This is a genomic window from Phytomonospora endophytica (assembly GCF_014202425.1).
GTDB lineage: Bacteria > Actinomycetota > Actinomycetes > Mycobacteriales > Micromonosporaceae > Phytomonospora > Phytomonospora endophytica.
On sequence record NZ_JACHGT010000003.1, the window covers coordinates 63,494 to 88,457 of the forward strand.

Annotated in this window: 21 protein-coding genes; 14 read left to right on the forward strand and 7 right to left on the reverse strand. The window is 71.6% G+C overall.

Features of this window, described 5'->3' with window-relative positions; genetic code table 11:
• Position 1 precedes the first annotated feature (1 nt).
• Genes HNR73_RS06580 through HNR73_RS06625 form a run of 10 tightly spaced genes read left to right on the forward strand, consistent with a single transcriptional unit; the run spans position 2 to position 12,757 of the window.
• Positions 2–316, forward strand: coding sequence for a LysM peptidoglycan-binding domain-containing protein (locus HNR73_RS06580; RefSeq protein ID WP_184786404.1), 315 nt, complete (start codon positions 2–4; stop codon positions 314–316).
• Positions 313–1,437: a phage late control D family protein gene (locus HNR73_RS06585; RefSeq protein WP_184786405.1), complete on the forward strand. Its 1,125-nt coding sequence runs from the start codon at positions 313–315 to the stop codon at positions 1,435–1,437. Before HNR73_RS06580 ends, HNR73_RS06585 begins: the two co-directional genes overlap by 4 nt.
• Positions 1,438–1,446: 9 nt before the next feature.
• Positions 1,447–2,190: a phage baseplate assembly protein V gene (locus HNR73_RS06590; protein WP_184786406.1), complete on the forward strand. Its 744-nt coding sequence runs from the start codon at positions 1,447–1,449 to the stop codon at positions 2,188–2,190.
• 10 nt (positions 2,191–2,200) lie between these two features.
• The gene (locus HNR73_RS06595) at positions 2,201–2,602 is read left to right on the forward strand and encodes a hypothetical protein (RefSeq protein ID WP_184786407.1); all 402 of its coding nucleotides are present in this window, start codon (positions 2,201–2,203) and stop codon (positions 2,600–2,602) included.
• Entirely contained in the window at positions 2,599–2,970 is a 372-nt protein-coding gene (locus tag HNR73_RS06600) for a GPW/gp25 family protein (RefSeq protein ID WP_184786408.1), read from the forward strand. The genes HNR73_RS06595 and HNR73_RS06600 overlap by 4 nt, the downstream gene beginning before the upstream one ends.
• Positions 2,967–4,463: a baseplate J/gp47 family protein gene (locus HNR73_RS06605; RefSeq protein WP_184786409.1), complete on the forward strand. Its 1,497-nt coding sequence runs from the start codon at positions 2,967–2,969 to the stop codon at positions 4,461–4,463. Before HNR73_RS06600 ends, HNR73_RS06605 begins: the two co-directional genes overlap by 4 nt.
• The gene (locus HNR73_RS06610) at positions 4,460–7,561 is read left to right on the forward strand and encodes a phage tail protein (RefSeq protein WP_184786410.1); all 3,102 of its coding nucleotides are present in this window, start codon (positions 4,460–4,462) and stop codon (positions 7,559–7,561) included. The genes HNR73_RS06605 and HNR73_RS06610 overlap by 4 nt, the downstream gene beginning before the upstream one ends.
• Positions 7,562–7,575: 14 nt before the next feature.
• A complete protein-coding gene (locus tag HNR73_RS06615; RefSeq protein WP_184786411.1) occupies positions 7,576–8,133 on the forward strand; it encodes a hypothetical protein in 558 nt (185 codons plus the stop codon).
• A 21-nt stretch (positions 8,134–8,154) separates the two neighbouring features.
• Positions 8,155–10,062 (forward strand): DUF6519 domain-containing protein, encoded by a 1,908-nt coding sequence (locus HNR73_RS06620; protein WP_184786412.1) that lies wholly within the window; start codon positions 8,155–8,157, stop codon positions 10,060–10,062.
• A gap of 19 nt (positions 10,063–10,081) precedes the next feature.
• Positions 10,082–12,757: a VWA domain-containing protein gene (locus HNR73_RS06625; RefSeq protein ID WP_184786413.1), complete on the forward strand. Its 2,676-nt coding sequence runs from the start codon at positions 10,082–10,084 to the stop codon at positions 12,755–12,757.
• A 225-nt stretch (positions 12,758–12,982) separates the two neighbouring features.
• Here the strand turns inward: HNR73_RS06625 and ligD are convergent, their stop codons facing one another.
• Positions 12,983–13,936 carry a non-homologous end-joining DNA ligase gene (gene ligD, locus HNR73_RS06630; protein WP_184786414.1) on the reverse strand — a complete coding sequence of 318 codons (954 nt, stop codon included), beginning with the start codon at positions 13,934–13,936 and terminating at the stop codon, positions 12,983–12,985.
• A 692-nt stretch (positions 13,937–14,628) separates the two neighbouring features.
• Here ligD and HNR73_RS06635 point away from each other — a divergent pair.
• Positions 14,629–15,120, forward strand: a complete 492-nt coding sequence (locus HNR73_RS06635) for a response regulator transcription factor (protein WP_239121997.1) — start codon at positions 14,629–14,631, stop codon at positions 15,118–15,120.
• On the opposite strand, the gene HNR73_RS06640 is transcribed toward HNR73_RS06635, so the two are convergent.
• From HNR73_RS06640 to lanKC, 4 genes are all read right to left on the reverse strand, one after another.
• Positions 15,099–16,781 (reverse strand): ATP-binding cassette domain-containing protein, encoded by a 1,683-nt coding sequence (locus HNR73_RS06640; RefSeq protein ID WP_184786416.1) that lies wholly within the window; start codon positions 16,779–16,781, stop codon positions 15,099–15,101. The genes HNR73_RS06635 and HNR73_RS06640 overlap by 22 nt on opposite strands.
• Entirely contained in the window at positions 16,778–18,445 is a 1,668-nt protein-coding gene (locus tag HNR73_RS06645) for an ABC transporter ATP-binding protein (RefSeq protein ID WP_184786417.1), read from the reverse strand. Before HNR73_RS06645 ends, HNR73_RS06640 begins: the two co-directional genes overlap by 4 nt.
• A gap of 71 nt (positions 18,446–18,516) precedes the next feature.
• The gene (locus HNR73_RS06650; protein WP_184786418.1) at positions 18,517–18,666 is read right to left on the reverse strand and encodes a SapB/AmfS family lanthipeptide; all 150 of its coding nucleotides are present in this window, start codon (positions 18,664–18,666) and stop codon (positions 18,517–18,519) included.
• Between the two features lie 25 nt (positions 18,667–18,691).
• The gene (lanKC, locus tag HNR73_RS06655; RefSeq protein ID WP_184786419.1) at positions 18,692–21,280 is read right to left on the reverse strand and encodes a class III lanthionine synthetase LanKC; all 2,589 of its coding nucleotides are present in this window, start codon (positions 21,278–21,280) and stop codon (positions 18,692–18,694) included.
• 162 nt (positions 21,281–21,442) lie between these two features.
• Between lanKC and HNR73_RS06660 the strand changes: the two genes are divergently transcribed.
• The 3 genes from HNR73_RS06660 to HNR73_RS06670 all read left to right on the forward strand — a co-directional run bounded on the left by HNR73_RS06660 (position 21,443) and on the right by HNR73_RS06670 (position 23,107).
• The gene (locus HNR73_RS06660; RefSeq protein WP_184786420.1) at positions 21,443–22,018 is read left to right on the forward strand and encodes a HEAT repeat domain-containing protein; all 576 of its coding nucleotides are present in this window, start codon (positions 21,443–21,445) and stop codon (positions 22,016–22,018) included.
• Between the two features lie 99 nt (positions 22,019–22,117).
• Positions 22,118–22,546 (forward strand): CBS domain-containing protein, encoded by a 429-nt coding sequence (locus HNR73_RS06665; RefSeq protein WP_184786421.1) that lies wholly within the window; start codon positions 22,118–22,120, stop codon positions 22,544–22,546.
• 15 nt (positions 22,547–22,561) lie between these two features.
• Positions 22,562–23,107: an NUDIX hydrolase gene (locus HNR73_RS06670; protein WP_184786886.1), complete on the forward strand. Its 546-nt coding sequence runs from the start codon at positions 22,562–22,564 to the stop codon at positions 23,105–23,107.
• Here the strand turns inward: HNR73_RS06670 and HNR73_RS06675 are convergent.
• Both HNR73_RS06675 and HNR73_RS06680 read right to left on the reverse strand, forming a co-directional pair.
• The gene (locus HNR73_RS06675; protein ID WP_184786422.1) at positions 23,097–23,927 is read right to left on the reverse strand and encodes an ABC transporter permease; all 831 of its coding nucleotides are present in this window, start codon (positions 23,925–23,927) and stop codon (positions 23,097–23,099) included. The genes HNR73_RS06670 and HNR73_RS06675 overlap by 11 nt on opposite strands.
• Before the next feature lie 26 nt (positions 23,928–23,953).
• On the reverse strand, positions 23,954–24,892 hold the full coding sequence (locus HNR73_RS06680) for an ATP-binding cassette domain-containing protein (RefSeq protein WP_239121995.1): 939 nt from the start codon (positions 24,890–24,892) through the stop codon (positions 23,954–23,956).
• Positions 24,893–24,964 lie beyond the last annotated feature (72 nt).

The window sequence follows — 24,964 nt, forward strand, 5'->3', positions numbered from 1 at the left end:
GATGCCCGTCCCGCGAGGTTCACGTTTCGCCGACCTCCCCGTCTTCGAGGTCACCGGCCCCGATGGCCGGCCCCGGCACGTCATCGGCCTGCGCCTGACCGGGACCGACACTCCCGGCGACCGCGTCCACCGCGTCCGGCAGGGCGAGGCGCTCGACCTGCTCGCCCGCCGCCACCTCGGCGACGAGCGCTCCTGGTGGCGCATCCTCGACGTCAACCCGCTGCGTTACCCGCTCGACCTCGCGCCCGGCGAGCAGCTGCGGCTGCCCGCACCGGGCCAGGCCACGCGCGCCAGCCGGGCCAGGAGTTTCCGGTGACCGGCCCGCGGATCGCCCGCGTCCCGTACTTCTCCGTGGTCGTGGAGGGCCAGGACATCACGCCCTGGGTGACCTCGGTGCAGGTCGTCGAGGACGACCGGCTCGCCGACAACACGACGATCACGGTCAACGACCCCCGGATGATCTACGCCGACGCGCTCATGGAGGGCTGCATCGCCGAGGTCGACATCGGGTACGCCGAGGCCGACCAGCACGCGCTGATGCTGCGGGCGACGATCACGAAGGTCGAGGTCACCTATCCCGAGAACGGTGTCCCGCAGGTCAAGATCAAGGGCGAGGACAAGTCCATCGAGATGGGCCTCGCCGAGAAGAAGAAGAACTGGACGAACACCACCGTCAACGCGGTGGTGCGCAAGATCGGCGAGCCCTATCACTTCGCCGACATCGTCGCCGACCTCAAGCCCGACCCGAAGGTCACCCGGGAGAACCAGGACGGCAAGACCGATCTGGCCTTCCTGCAGGATCTCGCCAAGAAGTTCCAGGCGAAGTGCTTCGTGGAGCTCGACGAGAACGAGGAGGAGGTCCTCTACTTCATCGCCGACCGCAAGATCCTCGGCATCAACCGCGCCGACAAGCTGGTCCTGCGCTACCGGATGGGGCCGTCGAGCAACCTCATGACGTTCAGCCCGGCCTTCGACGCCAGCTTCATCGACCGGGTCCGCGAGGTCAACGACATCGACGACTCCGGCCAGGCGGTCAACACGCCGCCGCAGCCGCCGGTCGAGGTGTTCATCTGGCCCCTCGCCGACGATCTGGGCGCGCGCGCCAGCCGCGCCGACCTCGACCGGATCGAAGCGCTCTACGACGTCGGCCTGCGGGCGCGCGAGAAGCTCCAGACGGAGCTGGCGAAGCCGAAGCCGACGACCGGGAAGGTCGCCGGAAGCCAGCAACAGCTCGACGAGAAGACCGGGTCGCTGGAGTCGCGGCGGCTGGGCATGTCGGCGAGCGGGACGACCGCCGGGTCGATCTGGATGCGCGCGAAGTGCAACGTGTCGATCCTCGGGGTGCACGAGCGCTTCGCGGGGGACTGGTACGTCACGGGCGTCACCCACACCATCGACACCGGTGGATACAAATCCGAGTTCAAGGCAGTGCGGTGAGGGTGGGCCATGGCCGACGAGTATTTCGCCAAGTACACCGGGGTCGTCAAGGACAACCGGGACGCCGACAAGAACGGGATCGTGCTGGTCTCGGTGCCGACGGTGTTCCCGCCGGAGGAGCTCGTACCGGCGCGGGCGGCCCTGCCCTTCGGGTACTTCTTCGTGCCGGAGAACGAGACCCGCGTGTGGGTGGAGTTCGAGGGCGGCGACTCGGAGTTCCCGCTGTGGACCGGTGTCCAGCACACCCCGTCGACGTGGGCGGCCGAGGCGGCGAAGGATCCGCCGACGGTCCGCGCGGTCAAGACCGTCTCGGGGCACCTGCTGATCTTCGACGACACCGAGGGCAGTGAGTCGATCGTCATCACCGACGGGAAGAACGCCCACAAGCTCCTGTTCGACAAGGACGGGGTGAAGCTCACCGATGGGAAGAACTCCCATGTCATCGAGATGAGCTCCGCCGGGATCAAGATCACCGACGGGAAGAACTCCCACGTGATCGAGATGAGCTCCAGCGTGATCGACATCAAGCACGGCGTCGGCATGGCGAAGGTGACCCTGGAGGCCTCGGCGGTGAAGGCCGCGGTCGGCGCCTCGACCCTGGAGATCGGGGCCGCCATGGCCAAGGTCGACGGCCCGGTCGTGATGCTCGGCGCCGGCGCGATGCCCGTGCTGCACCTGGGCGACATGGGCGTCGGGAACCTCGGCGCGCCCGTGCCGATCACCATCACCACCCAGACCAAAGTGCTGGCGTGAGGGGGCGGTCATGAGTCTCGGGCCGGACAAGACGATCTGCGCCACCGAACTGCGCGAGGCGATGCGCGCGCATCTCGACACGCTCGACCCGCCGGTGGGCTCCAATGTGGACAAGCCCGAGGTGAGACCGAACTTCGACGCCCTCGGTGACGGGGTCTGGCGCATCCTCACCGCGGACGCCGAGACCATCACCGCCGCCGTCCAGGACCCGGTGTTCTGGGCCTTCGTCACCGCGTTGCGTGGCGAGGTCGAGCAGCTGCGCGCCTTCGACCAGGGGCTGAAGGCGGCCTTCGCCGCCTGGGATCCGCTGGTTCCGGCGAGCGGCACGACGCTGAAGGGCGCCATCGCCGCGCTGACCGTCCCGGGTTCGACCCCGGCGGCACCCACGGTGCTGAGGGGGCGGGTGCAATGACCGTGCTGCGAGGCATGTCGGTGCCGTTCCGGGTGGTCGGCGGCCGGGTCGGGCAGACCTCCGGGCCGGACAAGATCGCCGAGAACCTGCGCCACCTGTTGTCGACCAGGCTCGGCGAGCGCGTCCTGCGGCGCGGCTACGGCGGCGGTGTGCAGCAGCGGCTCCAGCAGCCGAACGACCACACGCTGCGCAGTCTCATCCGCCGCGAAATCGAGCAGGCCCTGCGCGACCACCTCCCGCAGGCCCGGCTGGTCACGCCGGTCCGCCTGGCGCACAACGAATCCGAACTCACCGTCACCTTCGACTACGCCCTCGACTCCGCCGAGCCGGCGCAACAGGTGGCGCTCACCCTGCCGAGGTCGTCATGAGCGAGGTACGCGGGCTCCCCATCGACTACACCAATCTCGGGTACGAGGCCCTGCGCGAGTCGATGCTCGACATCGCCCGGCAGACCCTCCCCGAGTGGACCGACCACTCCGAGAACGACCTCGGCGTCCTGCTCATCGAGCTGTTCGCCTACGCCAGCGACATCACGCTCTACTACCAGTCGCGGATCGCCTCGCAGCTGTTCCCGTCGACGAGCGACGAGCCGGAGTCGCTGGTGCAGCTGCTGCGGCTGCTCGGCTTCGAGCTGCGCAGCGCGGTCCCGGCGACGGTGGAGCTGTCGGTCGCCGTCGACGCCGGACTGGCCCTGCCGTTCACGATCCCGGCCGGCACCGCCGTGCAGGCGCTGACCAGCACCGCCGAGCGCGTCCAGTTCGAGACCACGCGGGCGACGACCCTCACCGACGCCGTCCTCGGCCCGGTTCTGGAGGGCAACCTGCGCTGGTTCCTGCCGGTGAGCGTCGTCGAGGGCCGCACGGTCACCGCCGAGGTCCTCGGGGTCTCCGACGGCTCCGCCAACCAGCTGTACCGGCTCGGCGAAGGCCCGGTGATCGCCGGGAGCATCGTCGTGACGGTCACCGGACCGGGCGGCGCCACCGAGTGGCGCGAGGTCCGCACACTGGCCACCGCCGCACCGGTGCAACGCTGCTTCATGGTCCAGCGGGACGCCGACGGGGCGGTCTCGCTCCTGTTCGGCGACGGGCTCAACGGCGCGATCCCGCCGCGCGGGGGGTCCGGCCTCGACCAGGTCGTCGTCTCGGCCACCTACCGCGTCGGCGGCGGGATCCTCGGCAACGTCCCACCGGGGACGCCCTTCACCTCCTCGGTCAGCGAACTGCGCGCGATCACCGCCCCCGCCGGAGGCACCGGCGGCACCGAGGCCGAGAGCATCGACGCCGCCCGCACCCTCGCGCCCCGCCTGTACCGCGCCCAGGACCGGGCCGTCACCGCCGACGACTACGTCGAGCTCGCGCTGCGCACGCCCGGTGTCGGCAAGGCCCGGGCCGTCGCCCTCAACTGGAACGACGTGCTTCTCTACGTCGCCCCCGCCGGGCGCGTCGAGCAGCCGCCCGAGCTGCTGCGCCGCGACCTGCTCGCCGCCTTCGAGTCCTCCCGCATGGCCACCAGCGTTCTGCGGGTCCTCGGGCCCGACCCGGCCGACATCTACCTCTCGGCGACGGTCCGCGCCGAGCCCTACTACCTCCAGACCGACGTCCAGGACGCCGTCACCGAGGCCGCCGCGGCGCTGATCGCCTTCGACACCGTCGATTTCGGACAGCCCATCTATCTCAGCCGCCTCTACGACGCGCTGCAGAGCCTGCCGCAGGTGGCGTCGCTGACCGTCACGCAGTTCAGCCGTACCGAGGACGGGGCGGTCGACGCCGACGGCGTCATCGAGCTGGAGCCCTTCGAGCTGGCCCGCGCCGGGTATCCCGAGATCATCCGGCTGGTCATCGAAGGGGGCGTGGCCCGATGAGCCCGGTCGCGGCCCCGACCCGCGCGCCCACCGGTGCGAGCGCCCGCCCGCACCTGCTGGGCGCGGCGGTCGAGCTGAGCTGGACCAACCCGCCGGTCTCCGCCTTCGACGGCGGCTTCCTCACGGCGGTGCGGGTCGTGCGGCGCGAGCGCAGCTTCCCGGGCGGCATCGACGACGGCGACGTGGTCTATGACGGGATCGGCCGCCCGGTCGTCGACCGGCTCGTCGACAGTGGACTGACGCCGCTGACCCGGTACTACTACACGGTCTTCGCCTTCGACGGCGCCGAGTACCACAGCGGCGACGGCGCCCGGGCCAGCGCGCTGGCCACCGACGGATACGGCATGGCCGAAAGCCTCTACCGGCTCCTGCCGGCCGTCCACCAACGTGATGACGTGCCACTGCGGCCGGACGAGATCCGCCTGCTCGACCCCGCCGTGCAGGAGGCCCTGCGGGTCCTCCCGCCCGATTTGCGCGGGGCCGGACAGCTGCGCCGGTTCCTGGCCGCGGCGACCGCGCCGGTCGCGCTCATGCGCTCCACGGCGGAGGCCCTCCGCCAGCTCCACGACATCGACCGGGTGCAGCCGGAGTTCCTGCCGCTGCTGGCCGACTTCCTCGACTGGCGCACCGACCGGACCCTGCCGGTCTACTCGCAGCGCAACGAGGTCCGGGCCGCGCCGGTGCTCTACCGGACCGTCGGCACCGTCCCGAACCTGCGGACCATCGTCACCCGGTACACCGGGTGGCAGATCAGGATCGCCGAGTACGCCCAGCACATCAACCGCAGCAACCAGCCCGCCCAGAGCAACCTCTTCGCGCTGCGCGAGACCGCCGGGGGATGGCTCGCCGCCGACGACGCCGCCGACCTGCTCGGCTTCGCCCCGCCCAACACCGGCGCCGGGCTGGCGACGGTCACCGGCACGCTCACCCAGCCGTTCGCGCTGCGGCCGGGCATGGAACTCACGGTCAGCACGGACGGCGAAGGCCCTGTCACCGCCCGATTCACCCGCGACGACGCCCTCAACCTGTCCGCCGCGACGGCCGGAGAGGTCGCCGCCGCGCTCAACCGCCAGTACCGCGACCTGACCGCCACCGCCCTGCCGAGCGGGCGCCTTCGCCTCGACGCCCACGGCGGCACGCTGCGCGTCGAGGCCGCCGAGTCGAGCCTCGTCAGCCTCGACGGTGCACCGCGCGGACGGCTGTCCGTCGTCGCGGACCCGGCCGGTTCCTTCCGCGTCTTCCACACCGTCGCCGACCCGCTCGGACCGGCCGACGACCGGGCCGCCCGCCGCGCGGTCGCCGGCATGGCCTTCCCACGGCCGCCCGTGCCGGGCGAGCTCGGCGTTCCCGTCGCCTCACCGGACGCCTCGCCCTACCTCCCGGCCGAACCGCTCCAGCGCATCCACCACAAGCCCTACCGCGGCGGCCGCTGGGGCGATTCCGCCGAACTCTTCGCCGGCGGCGAACCGGCCGCCGCCGCACTCCCGCCGAGCGGACCCGGCCTGCCGCAACGGATCCTGCTGAGCTGGGTGGACAGACCGGGCCTGCCCGGCGCGCGGATCCACAGCGCGATCGGCACACCGCGCACGCCCACCCCCGCCGTGCTGACCGGAGTACGCGGCACGCCCTTCCCGATCACGCACGGCTCCTACCTGATGCTGCGCGACGCCGCCGGCCGCGGGCACGCCGCCCAGTTCGCGCGCACCGACTTCGCCAACCCCGACGCGCCCTCGATCACCGACGTCCTCGCCGTCCTCAACGACCGCCTCGCCGGGATCGTCGTCGCCAGTGCCGCGCCCGGCGGCGCCCTGCGACTGGAGTCGCCCGGAACCGGCGGCGACGCCCGCCTGCAGATCGACCTGCTCCACTCCAGCGCCGCCGCGGCCCTCGGGTTCGGACCCGGCAACGCCAGCGCCACCGGAGACTTCGGCGACGGCATCGACTGGACCGAGCCGCAGCCCATACCCGGCCTGCCGCAAAGCCTCTACACCGACCTGGCCGCCGTCGGCGACGGTACCGGCGCCCGTCTCGCCTACGCCCGCCACGACGGCTCGGCCTGGCAGGTCCGCACCGTCCGCTTCGACGGCGCGGTCTGGGCCGGCGACGAGGCCCTCAGCACCGGAAACGGAGTCAGCAGCCGCGAACCGGCACTCGCCCGCGACCCCGACGGCCGCGTCTGGGCCGTCTGGGCCCGCCAGGACGGACCCGCGCAGCAGGGATGGTCGCTGCGCCAGCGCAACCGGCCCTCGGCCGGGCCCTGGAGCGCCGAGACCGAACTGACCCCGACGCCCCCGGCGGGCACCGCCGGGGACCGCGAACCGGCGATCACCACCCGGCCCGCCCTGCCACCGCGGGTGTTCTTCCGATCCGACCGCACCGGCGGCGCCGACATCTGGTCGATCCCCGTCGGCGGAGCCGCGGCCGAGGTCACCGCCGGCGCGAACGCCGACACCTGGCCCACCCCGGTCACCGTCGGCGGAGCCCAGTGGCTCCTCCACCGCAGCGACCGTTCCGTGCCCCACTCCCGCGCCGGAACAGGCCGGGCCGCCGACACCGGAACCCTGCGCCGCTACGCCGGAAGCACCACGATCGTCCTGCGCGACCTCGACCGCCTCCGCAACCTCCAGGCATGGGACGACCTCGTCTCCTACACGCCCCACCGGCCCGCGGGCGAACTCACCGGCCAGCCCCTCGCCGACAACGAGGTCTACACGCGCGGCACCGTCGGCCTCTACCTCACCCAGCCCGTCTCCGGACTCCTCGACGAGCAGATGGCCGAACGCGTCCGCGCCGTCCTCCACCGCTTCCTGCCCCTCAACGTCCGGGCCGTCGTCTGGCTCGCGCCCCGCGCCGACGTCGAATACGTCTACACCGCCGCCGCCGACCTCATCGACACCTTCACCGACGTCCACCCGGACATCGACCGGCTCGGTCCCATGGGAGACACCAGCGCCGTCGTCCTCCCCGGCTGGGCCGTCCTCGGCAGCGCCGTCCTGTCGACCCCGCCACCGCCCGACCCGGCCGCCACCGGCGTCACCGCCGACTCCGCCGACCTGACCAGCCTGCGCTGGCGCACCCACCACCCACCGCTGCAGTGACCGGGAGAGAAACCATGCAGAACCTCGACCAGTACGAGCACCCGACCGACGGCCTCTACGGCCAGTTCCGGGACGTGCTCTACGACGCCGCCGGGCGGTGCGTGTGGGATCGCGGCTGGGTGCGCAACACCATCGTCGGCGACTGCCGCCGCCTGCTCGCGGGCTTCGTCCGCGGCGCGCCCACCATCACCGAAGGCGTGTTCGGCCTCGCCGTCGGCGCCGGGCTCCCCGCCTGGGACACCAGCGGACCGCCGCAGCCCTCGCCCAACCAGGCGAGCCTCGTCGACGCCCACCCGCACCTCGTGCCCCGCGCGCAACTCCAGCTGGAGTTCATCAACCCCACCAACGGCACCATCTCGGCACAGCCCACCGGGACGCTCCAGCTCAAGGCGACCCTCGGCCCCGGCATCCCAGCCTGGCCCGACGGCTTCCACGCCACGAGCACCCTGCGCGAGTTCGGGCTCGTCGCACGCCTCAACAACGTCCAGGTCCTGATCAACTACCGCACACACCCCGCCATCGCCAAGGACCCCGCCAGCACGCTGGAGCGGACCATCTGGCTGGTGTTCTAACGATCCGCGAGGAGCCGATCCATGGCCACCATCACGCCGAGCACCTTCAATCCGCTGCTCGCCCACGTCAACGTCCGGCTCCAGCAGGGCGTGTCCATCGTCGACGCCGACGTGAACACCTTGGACGACATCCGCAAGTTCGAACTGCGGGCCTTCCTCAAGTGGTTCGTCGGCGACGGCGTCCCCGACGGCAACGACGGCTACCTGATCACCGGCGGGCTGTCCAACAGCTTCACCATCCGCGCCGGTACACAGGGACCGGGCGGCTCGCTGCCGCCCGTCGAGGCCGCGCTGCGCCAGGTCGGACGCTACATAGTGGACGGACTCGACGTCATCATCCAGTCCGACGTCGCCTTCACCGCCCAGCCGCTGCACACCAGCCAGCCCGGCTCGGCCGCGCTCGCCGCGCGGCTCGGCGTTCCCGTCATCGCCGCCCTCACCACACCGGCTTCCGACCACCGCGTCCTGGTGGAGCTCGACGTGTGGGAGCGCCTGGTGACGCCCGACGAGGATCCGTCCCTCGTCCACGCCGGGCTCGGCGTCGAGACCTGCGCCCGCACCCGCCGCGAATGGGTCGTGCGCGCCTACCCCGAAGGTTCCATCGGCCCGCGCCTGCCCGGACACTCCTACAGCCAGCTCGCCCAGATCAACCGTTTCACCGGCGTCGACGTGATCCCCGACGGGCACATCGTCGACCGCCGGCAGCGCCGTCTGCTGTCGCCGCCCTCGCACCTGGTCAGCGACATGCTCGGCGTCGACCCCTACGAATACCGGCGCGGGACCGGGCGCCCGCCGATCAGCTTCCGGGACGCCATCAACGCCCTGCTCGCCGGGCAGCTGCCCACCACCGCCGACCTGTCGGTATCTCCGGCGCCGGGCTCGGACACCATCCGCCGCGCCTTCGTCGTCGACACCCTCAACGGGCTGACCGCGTTCTGGATCTCCCCGCGCGTGGCCAGCACGAACCAGATCTTCTCGGCCCGCCTCGACCTGGCCGCGCCCGAACTGGGCTTCGCGCCGGCCGCGGCGGTGACCAGCGGCGTCACGCACATAGAGCCGACCGCGGTCGCGCTGCCCAACGGCGAGTTCGTCGTCGCCTACCAGAACGGCGCCATCGGCGGTGCGGCCACCGACGTGGTCCTCAAGCGCGCCAACCTCGCCGGGCTTCCCGGTGCCGTCGAGCAGCCGGTCGCGGCGACCGCGGGCAGCGCCGACGAGACGCCCTTCGCGGTCCTCGTCGCCGACATCGTCACGGTCTTCACCCGGCAGGCCGCGACGGGCACGTGGTCCTTCCGTCGCTACCGGCACACCGACAACACGTTCGTCGACGCCAACCCGGTGGTGCTGCACGCCACCGCGGGGGTGGCCGGCGGCCTGCACGCCGCCGCCGCCGGCGGGGTGGTCTGGGTCGCCTACGTGACCACCGCCGGGAACACGATGAACCTGCTGCGCTTCAACCCCGCGGCACCGGCCGGGACCGCCGTCGACCACGTCGTCGGCGCGCCCCTGGCCGGATCGGACCCGTTCGTGCTCGGCATCAGCGGGACCGAGGCGATGGTGATGTACAAGGACACCGCGCTGAAGGTCGTCAGTTCGGGCGGCGGCACCTGGGCGACCGGCGCCGTCGTCACCATTCCCAACAGCGACACCGATCTCACTCCCGCGGCCGTCCGTGACGCGCAGGGCAGCTGCTTCCTGCTGGCCACGCGTCCGGTGACCGGTTCCCTCAACGAGATCTTCCTGCGCCGGCGGGACCCCGCGACGGGGGTCTGGGGTGCCGCACAGCAGGTCATCTCCAATCCAGCGAACGACCAGAACCCCCACCCGGTCCTCGTGCCGGGACAGGGCATCTGGGTCCTGTGGCGCAGCGACCGCCCCGGCGCGGGGAACTTCGACCTCTTCGCCAAGCGGATCGTCACCGCCATCTAGCCCACAGAAAGGCTCCATCATGCCCGCCATCAGCCCCAACACTCCAGGTGTAGCGGCCTACTCCATCTCCGGGTCGAAAGCCTTCGTGGTGAACTCGATCCTCGACTTCAACAACATCCCGCGCGCCTTCACCGTCAGCTACCCCGACCCGGCGCCTGCCGGGCTGTCGATCGAGCTGCGCCGGGTGAGCGCGCCGGCCGCGAGCATCGACCTCGACGCGATGACCGACGGCGTCGTCGACAACACCACGATCAGCGGACGCGACGTCAGCGTCAACCGCTTCACCGGCGGCGGCACGACCCAGCTCACCTGCAACATCCAGGACCCGTCCGAGGCCGGGATCCTCAACGAGCACTATGAGCTGCGCGTGCGCGCGACCAACCCGATCAACTGGTCGTTCTCGGTCGACAACGCCTTCAACTCCACCGTCGTGCGGCTCGTCTGCGACCCGGTGGCGACGTTCAACGGGCTCACGCCGAACCTGCTGGAGCAGCAGCTGCTCACGCTGACCGCCGACGACGCCGTCGGGCCGCTCGCCGCACCGACCGTGGTGCGGGCGACGAGCGGCGACCTCGTCCTCCCGGCGCCGAGCCCGACCTACGAGTTCGGGCACACCGGGCTGATCGCGATCATCGGCCTGCCTTCGGATCCGCTGCCGAGCCAGACCTACCAGCTCGTCGACGCATCCCTCGCCCCGGCGCCGCTGCCCGGCGTCTATGGTCCGACGCCGGTCCCGATGACCGTCGACGTGGTCCACGGTGGGATCACACCCGACGCTCCGGACTTCCTCTCGGCGCGCGGGACCTTCAACACCACGCTGGAAGCCCGGCCGCAGCGCGCGGTCCTGGTGCTCGACCGTTCGGGCAGCATGTCCGCCGAGCACCGGTGGGACAACGCCAAGACGGCCGCGCGGATCTTCGTCAACCTCTTCGGCGAGTTCCGCAACAACGTCGACCCGCAGGACGCCATCGGCATCACCGTCTTCGAGGACAGCGCCTGTGTCTTCCGCGACCCGCGCCCGCCGGTCAACGGGACCGTCGACCCGCTGATCACCGCGGTCGAGGGCCTCGACAAACCCGAGCAGGTCGCGGCGAACATCGGCTCGACGATCTTCGGGAACCCGGGCGGCTGCACGCCGATCGGCGATGGACTCGCCTTCGGGCTGCAGATCCTGCAGAACGGCGGCCTGCCCGCCGACGCCCGCTACACCGTCGTGCTGCTGACCGACGGCGACGAGAACGCCGGGACCGTCAAGATCGGGCCCGGGGCCGACCCGGCCAACCCGATGACCTGGGCGCAGCGGATCGCGCCCTCGGCGCTGCCCGCGATCCCGGACATCAACCCGATCGCGACGCACCCGGACCTCAACCTGTTCACCATCGGGCTGGGCTCGGCGCCGAACAACACCGTGCTCAACAGCCTGGTCGCCAAGGGGCACTTCGCCGCCGCGGTGACCGTCGGCGAACTCATCGACCGCTTCACCACGATGCTGAAGATCTCCCAGGAGATCAACAAGCTCACGGCCCGCTACACCCAGGACCCGAACCCGGTGCAGCCGCCGTCGCCGCAGAACGAGGTGTTCTTCACGACCACCAGCGCCGACAAGTTCGGGGTCGCCGTGCTGCGCGACATCACCGTTTCTCCGGTGACGCCGACGACGGTCGAGATCGCGCGCTGGAACGGCTCGTCCTTCGTGGTGGAGCCGATCCCGGTGCAGACCTTCGAGGGACACCACTACATCGGCGTGCCGAACGCGAGCGCCTTCGGCGCGGGATCGCAGACCTGGCGCGTGCGCCGGCTCAACGCCGGGGTGCCCGAGCCGCTCGCGGTGACGCCCACGTCGTCCGACGTGATCGCCTTCGAGGACCTGCACGTGAAGTCGGCGCTGACGCTGGACCAGAAGGACTACCGGACCGGCGACGACATGAACCTCGCCGTGCGGATCCGGCACGACTTCGCGCGCCTGCCCGGCGCGACCGTCCGCGCCGTGCTCGACGCGCCCGACGGTGGCCTCGGTGGCATGCTCGCCGATCTCGACGCCGACGACATCGACCGCAACAAGCGCAAGATCCGCTCGCCGAAGGACCGCTCGCGCGGTCGCGCGGCGCTGATCGAGGCGCTGCTGGCCAAGCACGACTGGCACCACCTGCCGCGCTGCAACCCCGGTGACAGTGGAGGACTGTTCGTCGACGGCACCGACATCCTGCACGACGTCGACGGTGACGGGACGTACACCAACACCTTCGCGCGCGTGAACGCCGACGGCGTCTACAACTGGACGCTGTTCGTCGAGGGCGTCGACACCTCGGGGAACGTCTTCAGCCAGCGGCTCGACCAGTCGACGCTGGCGACGATCGGGGTCAGCTCGCATACCTCGATCATCCGCAAGGAGACCTTGAAGGACGCGCCTCCCGGAATGAAGGCCGTGAAGGTCACGGTCACGCCGCTGGACAAGTTCAAGAACCGGCTCGGCCCGGGCTTCGACGACACCGTCATCTGGGCCGTGCGCGACGGCGGCGTGTTCGCCCACGTCAAGGAGCACCAGCCGCCGCCGGTGAACACCGACGGCACGTACACGCGGACCGTCGTGTTCCGCTCGGGGAGTTTCCCGACGCTGAAGGTTTCGGTCAACGGCGTGACGCTGCCGAAGATCTACGTCCGGCAGAAGGGGCACGACGACCGGGACGACCGCTGAGGCCCGGCGGGCGAAAGGCAACGGGAACGGATAGGAACGGATAGACGGCGGGCCCCGGCCACCTGGCCGGGGCCCGCCGATCGGGTTCGTGTTTCCGGGGCCCAGGCCCACCACCACGCGAAAGCCCCATCCGCCGCGCGATCGAGCCCGCACACCGGTGAGGTCGCGGCATTTCACCTGCCGTTCGCGGCCCCGGTCCGCGTCCGGCGCGCCCTCGGTGTCCCGTCACGTCCGCGGGCGTGCGGCCCTCCGGCGTGGCTTCGGTCCTTCGACCTCGGGTACCTTCGGTCCGCGCTCCAGCAGCGGTTCCCAGAGGTCGCCGTCCTTGTCCACGCGCTCGAAGACCTCCTCGGGCGTGAACTTGAGTTCGCGGGCCGTCTCGACCTCGTCCCAGGTCATCGGGGCCGAGACGGTGGGCACGCCGAGCCCGCGCAGCGAGTAGGGCGCCACGGTCGTCTTGGCGGCGTTGTTCTGGCTCCAGTCGATGAGGATGCGGCCGTCGCGCTCCTTCTTGAGCATGTTGGACGTGACGAGGTCGGGCCGTTCCTCCTCCAGCTCCTTGGCGATCGCCTTGGCGTAGGCGGACACGTCGAGGTCGGTCTGGGTCGCCGAGATCGGGCAGCAGACGTGCACGCCCTTCTTCCCCGAGCTTTTGGCGTACGCGGTCAGGCCGTCGCGCCCGAGCCGCTCGCGCAGGAGCAACGCGACCTCGGCGGTGTCCTCGGGGCCCGTCCCGGGGCCGGGGTCGAGGTCGGCCACGAGGCGGTCGGGGAGGCGTTCGTCGCCGTCGTCGCCGATCATCCACTGTGTCGTGTGGAGCTCCAGCGCGGCGAGGTTGGCCAGCCACACGAGGGTCGCGGTCTCCTCGACGACGGGGAAGTCGGCGGTGTCTCGCCCTTTCGACGACCCCGGTGTGGACAGGGTCGCCAGCCGGACCCAGTCGGGTGTCCCGGCGGGCGCGTTCTTCTCGTAGAAGGGCCGTGTGCCGGTCCCGTTGGGATAGCGGATGCGCGTGACCGGGCGGTCGTGCAGGTGGGGGAGGATGACCGGGGCGATCCGCCGGTAGAAGCCGACGACGTCGGCCTTGGTGTAGGCGGCGTCGGGGTACATGACCTTGTCCGGTTTGGACAGGGAGACCTCGTGGCCGTCGATCGTCTCGGTCTGGCGTTCGGCTGGCATGTCACCGTCCCTGGGAGACCCGTCTACATGCCCATGAAAGTACGCCGCCCGCGCTCCCCGTGGGCCGATCTCGCCCGAACAGCGGGCGTCGGCGACCTTTGCGAGAGTGGAAACAGTGCGCGCCAGAGGTTTGTTGCAGTTATCGAAAGGGTGTGGGTAATCCGCTGAATGGCACGCCGCGTGGCCCGTTCCGGCTGGTGGAAAAAGAGCTTCGGTTCACCTGGTCGTCGCTGTGAAAACATGTAGTCGACGAGCTCGGAATTGTCTCGGCTTCACTCGAACGAGTGATGTGAGGCGGGTTCGGATCCCGGTGGGGTGGGAAACGGGCAGGTCCACGGTCATCTGTCAGCTATCCGATAGTCGTTGGCCGTAACCAAAAACCTTGTGAATCGTTGCCGGAGAATGCCATTCCAAACGCCGTGTCAATGCGCATTCGGCAATTGACTGTTCGGAGATGGCCAAATACTCTCAGAGGGAAATGCCCATGCTCTCGCGAGGCTTGAATGGCGACGCGAAGGGTATGTAAGTGCGGCCAAGGTCATGAGAATAGCTGGGGCCGTTAGTCGGGAAGCATGTTGATTCGCATCTTACTGTGTCAAAAGAGGACATTGTGGCGGACGGCGCTGGCGACCGTCCTGTCCCAGGAAGACGACCTCGACGTCGTCGCGGAGAGATCGAAAGGAGAGGAGGTCTTGCCCACGACGATCACCGAGCGTCCGCATGTGGTGGTGCTCGACGCCGGCCTCACCGGCGGCCCGCCGGTCGACGAGCTGTGCGAACTGCTGCGGAAGACGGCGCCCACCTGCGGGGTGCTGCTGCTGATGGAGCGGAAGGCGCCGGCGGCGAAGGTCATCGCCGCACTGGCCCCGCGCGTCGGCCTCATCGGGATCGACGCCTCACCGGAACGGCTCATCGCGGGGATCAGGGATCTCGCCAGCGGGCAGCCGGTCATGGACCCGGACCTTGTTCTGGCCATGTTGTCCGCACGCGACAATCCCCTCACCGAGCGGGAACGGGAGGTGCTGTTCATGGCCTCCCGGGGTGCACCGACCAGGGAGATAGCGGCCCGGCTCTTCCTCAGCACGGGGACGGTCCGTAACTACCTGTCGCGCGCTCTGTCGAAGACCGGTGCGCGCACGCGCATCGAGGCGGTCCGGATCGCTCAGGACGCCGGCTGGATCTGAGCGTCCCAGTGCCCGAGCAGCTCGCGGAACATCGGCGAGCGCTCGGGCATTGTCGCGCGGTCGCCGAAGACCGCGCCGGTGCCGTCGAGGACGAGGACGGTTCCGGCGCGCTCGGCCGAGCTGATCCGGTGGGCGATGACGATGAGGGTGCCGGGCCGTTCGGCGAAGGCCTTCTCGGCTCGTTCCTCGGCGGCGGGGTCGAGGTGGCAGGTCGCCTCGTCGAGGATCGCCAGCGGCGCGGGGGAGAGGTAGGCGCGGGTGAGGGCGATGAGCTGCCGTTCACCCGCCGACAGTCCGGCCGGGCGGATCGGGGCGTCGAGACCGCCGAGCCTGGCGATGAGCCCGGCGGCCCCGACGGCCTCGGCGGCCCGGTCCAGCCTGGCCCGGGACGCGTCGGCGGAGTGGTAGCTCAGGTTCTCCGCGACGGTGCCGGTGAACACATAGGCCTCCTGGGGAATGAGGACGCGCAGATCCGGTGCGGGCTCGGGGGATCCGTCGACGGTCACGGTGCCCGCGCCCGGGGTCAGCAGCCCGGCGCACAGGCTCGCGAAGGTGGACTTGCCGATCCCGCTCGGGCCGACGACCGCCAGATGCGAACCTGCGGGCAGGTCCAGGTCGAGGTCGCGCAGGACGGGTTCGGCGTGCGGGCCGTAGGCGAAGGTCAGGCCGCGCGCGCTGACGGCTCCGCCTCGCGGGCGGCCCGAGGCGGGCGAGGGCCGTGGAGGAGGAGCCGCGGTGTCGAGCAGCCTGCCCAGGGTCACCACGAAGCGCAGACCACTGCCGCCGAGCCCCTGTACCAGCGACCCGAGGGCCGGCTGTAGTCCGATGAGGACGTAGGTCAGGCCGCCGAGGATCGCGCCGGCCGTCACCCCGCGCGCGGCCAGCCACGGCCCCGCGGCCAGCAGCGCCAGCAGCGGCAGCCATCCCCCGACGGCGAAGCAGAGCGTGCGAAGCGCGGCGACACGGGCCAGCGCCCGTTCGGCGCGAGCCTGGGCGTCGACCGAACGGCCCGCGAGAGCGAGCGCCCAGTCGCGGGCCCCGTGCGCGGCGAGGTCGCGGGCACCGCCGAGGACCCGCCCGGCGACCGTGGACAGATCCTCGTCGCTGCGCACGTACTCGCGCTGTCGCCGGGCGGCCAGCCCCAGAGTCGCCAGGAAGAGCCCGAGCCCGAGCGCGAAGGGCGGCAGCGTCCAGATCAGCACCAGCGGCGACACCGAGGCGAGGCCCGCGATCGCGCCCACGCTGGTCACACAGAAGCCACGGACCAGGACGAGCAGCCCGGCATAGGTGTCGCGGACGATCTCGACCTGATGGGTCAGGCGGGCCAGGGCGCCGTCGTCGGACCTGCCCCGCACCGCCCGGTCGAGCGCTCCGTCCACCGTCGAGCGGACCAGGTCGTCGCGGAACGGTTCGACCAGGTCACCGAGCCGGGCGAAGACCTGGCGCGCACCGAGCGCCCCGGCGCACGCGGCGACCAGCACCGAGGCGAGCCAGGCGACACCGACCAGCGGCCGCCCGGCGAGGAAACCGTCGTCGACGGCACGCGCCACGGCCAGCCCGGACAGCGCCGTCGGCAGGGCCTCCGGCACCGACCACAACGCGAACATCCACAGCGGGCGCCTGCGCAGCGAGCGCAGCCCGTAGGAGATCTCTCGTCTCATCCCCGGTCCTCCCCGACGGTGAAGATGGCGCGGTAACCGGGATCGGCCCACAACGCCTCGTGCGATCCGAGACCGGCGACCTCGCCGCCGTCGAGCCAGACGACGAGATCGGCGCGTGCCGCCGTCGACGCCCGGTGGGTCACGATCAGGCGGGTGCGCCCCCCGTGGTCGCGGGTCAGCGCCTCCCGGATCTGCGCCTCGGTGGCGGTGTCCACACTCGACATCGCGTCGTCGAGGACGAGGACCCGCCGCGCACCCCACGCCCGGGCCAGACCGAGCCGCTGCGCCTCGCCGCCCGACATCGGAGCCGCGTCGAGCGCCGTGGCGTAGCCGTCGGGGAGCCTTCCGGCCCAGTCGTGGGCGTACGCGGCCTCGGCCGCGCGGCGAACGTAGCCTTCGCCGCGGCCGAGTCCGATGGCGTCGCCGACGGTCTCGCCGACCAGCACCGGCCGCTCGAACGCGCAGGCGACGGCCTCGCGCAGGGCGCCGCGATCGAGCCGGTCGAGCGGAACCCCGTCCAGCGACACCGTGCCCGCGTCGGGATCGCGCAGACGCGCGGCGACGGCCGCGAGAGTCGACTTCCCGGCGGCCGAACGCCCCACGACGGCGACGACCGTCCCGCCGGGCAGGTCGAGGGTGACGCCGTCGAGTACCCGGCGTCCGCTTTCGTCGACCGTCACGTCCCGCAGTTCGAGCCTGCCGGGACCTTCGGGGAGCGCGCGGTCCCCATAGGACATGGGCGCCTCGGACAGCACCTCGTCCATCCGCCGCACTCCGGCCCGCGCCCGCGCCAGACCGCCCAGCACGCCGGTGAGGCCGCCCAGCCCGGCGCCCTGCATCGCGTACTGCCCGGCGGCGAACAGCTCACCCGCCGTGATCCGGTGCGCGGCCAGGGCGAGACCGCCGACCGCCAGCACCGACATCAGCACCATCGGCCCGACGATCGCGGCCTTCGCGCCGGTCCCCGCGAGGACCCGCCAGGTCATCCGCCCGAACCGGTGCAGCTCGGGCAGCCCGCGCAGGATCCGCTCGCGTTCGGCGGCGACGGTCCCGGCCGCCGCGATCGTGCGAGCCCCGTCGAGGGCCTCGGTGAGGCGTCCGGCGAGCTCGCCCTGGACGCGCTGATAGTCGGCGACGGCCTGGGTGGTGCGGCGGGTGTAGGTGCGCAGCATGAGGGCGATGACGCCGAGTCCGGCGAGGAAGGCCGCGGCGGTCCACCAGTCGATGAGGGCCAGCAGGACCAGACTGCCGACCGGGGGCGCGGCCGCGGCGACGACGGTGACCAGCGCGATCCCCGACTGCGCGGCCTGTGGCGCGTTGCCGCTGACGCGGCTGACGAGGTCGCCGGTGTCGAAACGAGCGGCGGTCGCGGGCGGCAGGTCGAGAAGGTGTCCGAGGACCTTGCGGCGCAGCCACACCGTCGTCGATGCCACGCACAGGGTTCCGGCGAAGGTGTCGAGCAGGTCGGCGGCGACACCCGCGGCGATGAGGAGGGTGACCAGCAGCAGCGCGCCCCGCGCGCCCGACCCGGCCACGATGGCGTCGACCGCGCGGCCGAGCGCGGCCGGAAGGGCCAGCGAGACGGCCGCCCCACCGAGGGAGGACACCGCGAGCACCGGCAGCCAGGCGCCGCCGCGCCGGACGATGGAACCGTGGACGGACATGTCGCCTCCCTCGTGCGAACGTGACCGGCTCCGGGTGAAGAACCCGGAGCCGGTTGGGCCTACCGCTCCTCTTAGTGGCAGAGGGTGATGCTGAGGCTGGAGGTGCCGCCGCACAGCAGCGCGGACAGGTTGCTCGGGCAGCTGTGGCCGCTGGAGCTGGAGCCACCGGTGACGGTGACGTTCAGCGGGGTTTCCATTCCCTGGAGGTCGAGGAGGGCCATGATGTGCTCCTTTGTTAGGGGTTTCTTACCTACTGCCCGCGTCGGGAGACGCGGGTGCTCGTGGGACCGGGCGAGGGTCCAGAAGGGGCAGTCCGGCCGGTTCGCCGTGCAGTACCGAGCCGGCGGCGAGGAGGATCCCGGCGGTGCCGGTCGCGAGATCCATCGACAGGCGCATCAGACCCGTCCCGGGGTACGCGAGTCCCCCGCCGTAGGGCAGCGCGTGCCAGGGCAGTCCGCGCAGTTGGAGAAGCACGCGCTCGTCGGTGAGCGGCGCGGCCGAGCGCGCGGTGAGGTAGGCCAGGATTCCGGCGCGGCCGCTGAACAGCCCCGGAAGGATGTACATGGCCGAGGACGCCGCGAGGTCGATCTTGGCCAGCGCCGTGGTGAACTCCTCATCGGCCTCCCGCGCCAGGTAGGCGTCGAGGACGAGACCGACACCGACGCTGCCGACATCGAGGTAGGGCATGGTGCGCCAGCCCTCGTTGACCTCCAGCGAGCCGTTCGGCCGTTCCATGCAGCACGCCAGGTCGGCGCGCAGCGCGCGGGCGGCGGCGTCGAGGAGACCGCGGTCGCCGCTTCGGTCGAAGGCCCGCAGCAGGAGCATCGCCTGCCCTGAGCGGCCCCGCATGAGGCCCGCCCAGGGCTGCGATCCGCCGCTGATCGTCGCCTCGGCGTCGTGGGAGTCGGCGTGGGCGGCGACCAGCGCGGCGGCCTTCATGCCGGCCTCGGCCAGCGCGGACTCGCCGGTGCGGTCGGCGAGGTCGAGGAGGTTGAGCCCGATGCCGGCCAGCCCGCCCGACAGGTCGGGACCGAGCGACTCCCAGTCCTCGCGCAGACAGATGTCGACCACGTCGAGCGCGTCCTGGCGCCGGCCGAGACGTTCCAGTGCGAAGGCCGCGCCGTGCAGGCCGTCGTAGAGGCCAGGCCGGGTCCCACCGGGCGGGTTCAGCGCCCGGGAACGCAACCACTCCTCGTGCTCCGGGAAACGCCCGGCGCCCGTCGCGGCCAGCGCGTAGAGGACACCGGCGGCGCCGTAGGCCAGCCCCAGCCCGCCGACGGCGAACTGCTGCACGTCCCCGGGGAACAGGCGGTCGTCGCGCTCGGGCGTGGCACTGGCCAGGACGCCCTTGGCGAGCTGGTCGCGCAGCCGCGGCCAGGCCGCCGGGTCGGTATCGAACACCGGCGTCTCCTCGGCCGGCGCCGACGGAGGCGCGATGACCGCGACACCCGCGTCGAGGAAGGCGGGATCGACCGGGAAGTGCTCGGTGATGATCTCGGCGAAGTGCCGGGCCTTCGGGCGGTGCAGCCACAGCAGGTTCGTCATCGGCAGGAACAGGGCCAGCCGCAGGCACGCCAGCGCGTACCGGTCGGCCTCCAGCCCGCTCATCGACCGCGGCGCCGCGAAACCCTGGTTCCCCAGGCCCGCGCGGGTGCCCGACTCCACGGTGGACGCCACCTCGAAGTCGAGCAGCGACACCGCGCCGTCCTCGCCGACCATGATGTTGAACAGGTGCAGGTCGCCGTAGACGATCCCGCGCTCGTGGATCGCCTCGATCGTCGCCGACACCTTCGCGTGCACCGAGGTCGCCCACTCGGTGAACCCGAGGTACTCGGCGTCGGTGGCCGTCGCGTCGATCAGCGGATACTTCAGCACGATCGCGCGGCTGAGGACGTCGCCCTCGACGTGCTCCATCACCATGAAACGGTGCTCGCCCAGCCAGAACAGGTCGTGCACCTTCGGCACACCGGGGATCCCCGCGAGCCGCGTCAGGATCGCGTGCTCGTGCTCCACGCGCCGGACCGCGTCGTGGCCGGCCGAGTCGAGACCGGCGTGCGGACGGCCTTCCTTGAGGACCACGCGCTCACCGGTGCGCGTGTCGCGCCCGGAGTAGATGCCGCCGCCGTTGGAGAAGTGCAGGACGCTCTCGATCGTGTAAGGCAGATCGGCGACGGTAACCGCGCCGCGCGCGGCGAAGGCGGGTGCGAGGAAGTCGGGCAGCGTCACCCACTCGGGGATGTAGAAGACCGGGTCGCGGCGGTCGGGGACCAGCGTGCCGTCGGGCTTCTCGATGACCGGTACGACCTCGCCCTTGTCGTCGACGCCGTAGCGGTTGGTGAAGGCGCCGTAGCGTACGAACAGCGGCCCTTCGCCCCAGCGCAGATCGCTGAGGATGTACGGGTTCGGCGTCCCGTCGAGCACCGCGCCGAGTTCGCTGAGGATCTCCTCGCACTGGGCGTCGTCGGCGGGGTAGATCGTGACGAGTTTCCCGGAGTAGCCGCGGGGCGCGTACTTCGAGACGCGCGCGGCGAGCGCACCGCTCGACCGGAGGAACTTGAAGCCGATCCCGCGCGGCATGCAGTACTCCCACACGCCTTCGAGGACCTTCTCGGCGCTCTCGACGGCCGCCGAGGCGTGGATCTTCCAGCCCTGCGCCGGCGTCGGGCGGGCCCCGTCGGCGTGGAACACGAACCAGTCGTCCTGCTCGTAGCGATGCCAGCCCTCGGGAAGTTCCCGGCTCGCCAGTGCGAAGGAGGCCCCGGCGGTCTGCTCGGAGTGCATGGCGTCGTAGAACAGCGGATCCGCCATGGAGAACGCTTCGTATCTGTCGTCCATGTCGCCCCTATCCGGTCGTCACTGGGTCGAGACCATGCTGTCTCCGGAGGCCGTGGCGCCGATAGTGTGTGCTGTCACGACTCGACGGTGAGGAATTCACCAACAGGTGATGGCACTCGCCATGCCCGTCAAGGCACGGCGAGGCCCGATGGGGAGGAAACGATGCCGCGACCCGAGCCGCCGGATCCCGCCGCTCACCCCCGCGACCTGCTCGCTGGCGCCGCCCTCCACTACGGCGAGGCCGTCGTCGCGACCTGGTGCGGCGACCTGCTGACCGGCCGCGTCGAAGGCGACGACGAGGAGCACCCACCGCTCGCCTGGCTTGGCGGCCGGGTCGCGGCGTGGGAACTCGGCCGTACCGCGCCCGACGGCGAGGACCATTACTGGCCGCGCGTCTGGGGCGCGCGCGGACTGCTCTACGTGTGGATCCCCGAAGCCGCCGCGGCGGTCGTCGCGGGCCTGGACGATCCGGCCTGGCGGGTCCGCGAGATGTCGGCGAAACTCGTCCGGCTGCGCGAGATCGGTGAGGCCGCCGAACTCCTGGCCGACCTCACGGGCGAGGACCGGGAGCCGGTTCCGCGTGTCCGCGCCGCCGCCGCTCGCGCCTTGGGCGCCGTCGGCGAGGGCGAGCACGCCCCGGCCCTGCGCGCCGCCGAGCACGACGGCGAGGCCGCCGTGCGGGTCGCCGCCGAACAGGGCCTGCGGGAGCTCCGCGGGCGCCTCGACCGCGACCTCTGAGGGCACCGAACCCCCTCCGCCGCCGCCGACGGTGTGGGAGCCTGGTGTGGGCGACTCCCCGTCCCCGCAGCGTGGCCGCCGAAACCGGAGGTCAAGCACATGAGCACGGCTCGCGACATCATGCATCCCGGCGCCGACTGCGTCGACGAAGGACAAAGCCTCGCCGACGCGGCCCGGATGATGGCCGACCGGCAGGTCGGCTCGCTGCCGATCTGTGGTTCGGACCAGAAGCTCAAGGGCATCATCACCGATCGCGACATCGTCGTGAAGTGCATCGCCGAGGGCAGGGACCCGGCGCAGATGAAGGCCGGCGAACTCGCCAACGGCGACCTCGCGTGGGTCCGCGGCGACGCCGACCAGGGCGAGGTCGTCTCGCTCATGCGCGACCGCAAGATCCGGCGTGTGCCCGTCATCGACAACCGTCAGCTCGTCGGCATGATCAGTGAGGCCGACCTGGCCGCGCATCTCGACGACGACGCCCTCACCGCCTACGTCCACGACGTGTACGGGGCACCGCCGAACAACTGATCACCGTGGGGCAGGATCGGTCGCGTGCTGTTCGACGACGTACGCGACCGCCTGTCCCGCTGGACACCGCATGCCGAGGCCCGTGAGGCCTACGAGGCCACCGTCGTGCTCCTCGACGACGGCCCGGCGGTGCTGGCCAAAGCCAATCCGGGAGCCCACGTGACCGCCTCCGCCCTGGTCGTTTCGCACGACCTGAGCGAGGTTCTGCTGTGCCTGCACGGCAAGGCCCGCAAGTGGATGCAGCTCGGCGGGCACATCGAGCCGGGCGATGCGACCCTGCTGGCCGCCGCGTTGCGCGAGGTCGCCGAGGAGTCGGGGCTCGCGGGCGTCCAGGCCGACCCGGTACCGATCGACGTCGACCGGCACCGGGCCCGCTGCGGTGGCGGTGAGGCCTGGCATCACGACGTGCGTTTCGCCTTCCGGGCCGCCCCCGGCGCGACCCCGCGGGTGAGCGACGAGTCGCTCGACCTCGCGTGGGTGCCCGCCGGGGACCTGCCCGAACCGCTCGCCGCCGCGACCGCGCGGCTGGTCCCCCTGGCGGTCGGCCGCTTCAGCGGCTGAGCCGCCGGTACCGGCGCACCGAGAGCGGCAGGAACACCGCGGTGATGACCAGCGGCCACAGCGCCGCCAGCAGGACCGGGTGCGCCGCCGCCCACGAGTCGCCGCCCCAGCCGGGGTTGCCGAACAGTTCCCGGGACGCTGCGGCCGTCGCCGACACCGGGTTCCACTCGGCGAGCGCGCCCAGCCACGCCGGCATCGACTCCGGCGAGGCGAAGACGTTCGAGAGGAACGCCAGCGGGTAGACCAGGATCTGTACCGACGCGGTCGCCTGGGTGCTGCGGATGACCAGGCCGAGCCAGACGCCGATCCACAGCATCGCGAAACGCAGCCACAGCAGCAGGACCAGCGCGAGGAGCATCGACGGCAGGCCGTCGTGCCAGGTCCAGCCGGTCAGCAGCCCGCACAGGACGAGTGCCACGAGGCTCAGCGCGGACTGGAACAGGTCGGCGGTGGCGCGTCCCATCACGACCGCCGAGGCCGACATCGGCATGGAGCGGAAGCGGTCGGTCACGCCTTTCTGCGTGTCGGCGGCCATCGCGGTCATGGTCGTCTCGACGCCGAACATCATCGTCATCGCCAGGGTCCCGGGGATGAGGGCCTCCCGGTAGTCGCCACCGCCGGGGACCGAGATGTCCCCGCCGATGAGGTAGCCGAACATCAGGAAGAACATGATCGGGAACAGCAGCCCGACGGCCATCTCGAAGGGCTGGCGCAGCCAGTGCGAGGTCTCGCGGGTGGTCAGGGTCCAGGCGTCGGTGATCGCCCACCGGACGCGGTAGGGCACGCCGGTGTCGGGCGTGGGCTGGAGGAGCGTGGACATCGAAGGCCTCTCGTTCGGGGGTGCGGTCAGCGGGTCAGGTGGAGGAAGACCTCGTCGAGGGTCGGGCGGCGCAGGGCGAGGTCTTCGACCGTGACGCCCTCGGCGTCGAGTTCGCGTACGACCTCGGTCAGCGCCGAGACCCGGTCGATGACGGGGACGCTCACCGTCCGCCCGTCGTCATGGCGCTGCGGTTCGCCGCCGGTCACGCGCGCCATGATCGCGGCGGTCCGGTCGAGCGCGGCGGCGTCGTGGACGGTGACGTCGAGGCGGTCGCCGCCGAGTTTGGCCTTGAGTTCGCCGGGTGTGCCCTCGGCGACGACCTTCCCCTCGTCGAGGACGGAGATCCGGTCGGCGAGCTGGTCGGCCTCGTCGAGGTACTGCGTGGTCAGCAGGACGGAGGTGCCGCCGGCGACGAGGTCGCGGACGCAGTCCCAGACCTCGCCGCGTCCGCGCGGGTCGAGGCCGGTGGTCGGTTCGTCGAGGAAGAGGACGCGCGGCGCGAGGATGAGGCTGCAGGCCATGTCGAGGCGGCGGCGCATGCCTCCGGAAAAGCGGCCGACGGGCCGGTCGGCGGCCTCGGTGAGGGCGAAGCGCTCCAGCAGCTCGGCCGCGCGGTTCCGGGCGGCCGGGCGGGACAGGTGGTAGAGGCGGCCGAACAGGAAGAGGTTCTGCCGCGCGCTGAGGATCTCGTCAACGGCGGCGAACTGGCCGACGAGGCCGATGCGGCGGCGGACGCCGGGGGCGTCGCGGCGCAGGTCGACGCCGGCGATCTCGGCGCGCCCGGCGTCGAAGCGCAGGAGCGTGGCGAGGATGCGCACGGCCGTGGTCTTCCCGGCGCCGTTGGGTCCAAGGAGGCCGTGCACGGTTCCGGCGGGGACGGTGAGGTCGAAAGAGTCCAGGGCGGTCTTGCCGCCGTAGCGCTTGGTCAGCCCTTCGGCGTGGACGGCGCGGGTCGGGGAGGTCACGTGCGGCTCCATTCTCTCCGTACGGTGTACGAAATGATATCGTACACCGTACCAAGATCTAGGATGGGCAGC

Coding starts and splice junctions, on each gene's coding strand:
- HNR73_RS06580 (WP_184786404.1), top strand. CDS start 2: ATGCCCGTCCCGCGAGGTTCACGTTTCGCCGACCTCCCCGTCTTCGAG.
- HNR73_RS06590 (WP_184786406.1), top strand. CDS start 1,447: ATGGCCGACGAGTATTTCGCCAAGTACACCGGGGTCGTCAAGGACAAC.
- HNR73_RS06595 (WP_184786407.1), top strand. CDS start 2,201: ATGAGTCTCGGGCCGGACAAGACGATCTGCGCCACCGAACTGCGCGAG.
- HNR73_RS06600 (WP_184786408.1), top strand. CDS start 2,599: ATGACCGTGCTGCGAGGCATGTCGGTGCCGTTCCGGGTGGTCGGCGGC.
- HNR73_RS06605 (WP_184786409.1), top strand. CDS start 2,967: ATGAGCGAGGTACGCGGGCTCCCCATCGACTACACCAATCTCGGGTAC.
- HNR73_RS06610 (WP_184786410.1), top strand. CDS start 4,460: ATGAGCCCGGTCGCGGCCCCGACCCGCGCGCCCACCGGTGCGAGCGCC.
- HNR73_RS06615 (WP_184786411.1), top strand. CDS start 7,576: ATGCAGAACCTCGACCAGTACGAGCACCCGACCGACGGCCTCTACGGC.
- HNR73_RS06620 (WP_184786412.1), top strand. CDS start 8,155: ATGGCCACCATCACGCCGAGCACCTTCAATCCGCTGCTCGCCCACGTC.
- HNR73_RS06625 (WP_184786413.1), top strand. CDS start 10,082: ATGCCCGCCATCAGCCCCAACACTCCAGGTGTAGCGGCCTACTCCATC.
- ligD (WP_184786414.1), bottom strand. CDS start 13,936: ATGCCAGCCGAACGCCAGACCGAGACGATCGACGGCCACGAGGTCTCC.
- HNR73_RS06640 (WP_184786416.1), bottom strand. CDS start 16,781: ATGAGACGAGAGATCTCCTACGGGCTGCGCTCGCTGCGCAGGCGCCCG.
- HNR73_RS06645 (WP_184786417.1), bottom strand. CDS start 18,445: ATGTCCGTCCACGGTTCCATCGTCCGGCGCGGCGGCGCCTGGCTGCCG.
- HNR73_RS06650 (WP_184786418.1), bottom strand. CDS start 18,666: ATGGCCCTCCTCGACCTCCAGGGAATGGAAACCCCGCTGAACGTCACC.
- lanKC (WP_184786419.1), bottom strand. CDS start 21,280: ATGGACGACAGATACGAAGCGTTCTCCATGGCGGATCCGCTGTTCTAC.
- HNR73_RS06660 (WP_184786420.1), top strand. CDS start 21,443: ATGCCGCGACCCGAGCCGCCGGATCCCGCCGCTCACCCCCGCGACCTG.
- HNR73_RS06665 (WP_184786421.1), top strand. CDS start 22,118: ATGAGCACGGCTCGCGACATCATGCATCCCGGCGCCGACTGCGTCGAC.
- HNR73_RS06675 (WP_184786422.1), bottom strand. CDS start 23,927: ATGTCCACGCTCCTCCAGCCCACGCCCGACACCGGCGTGCCCTACCGC.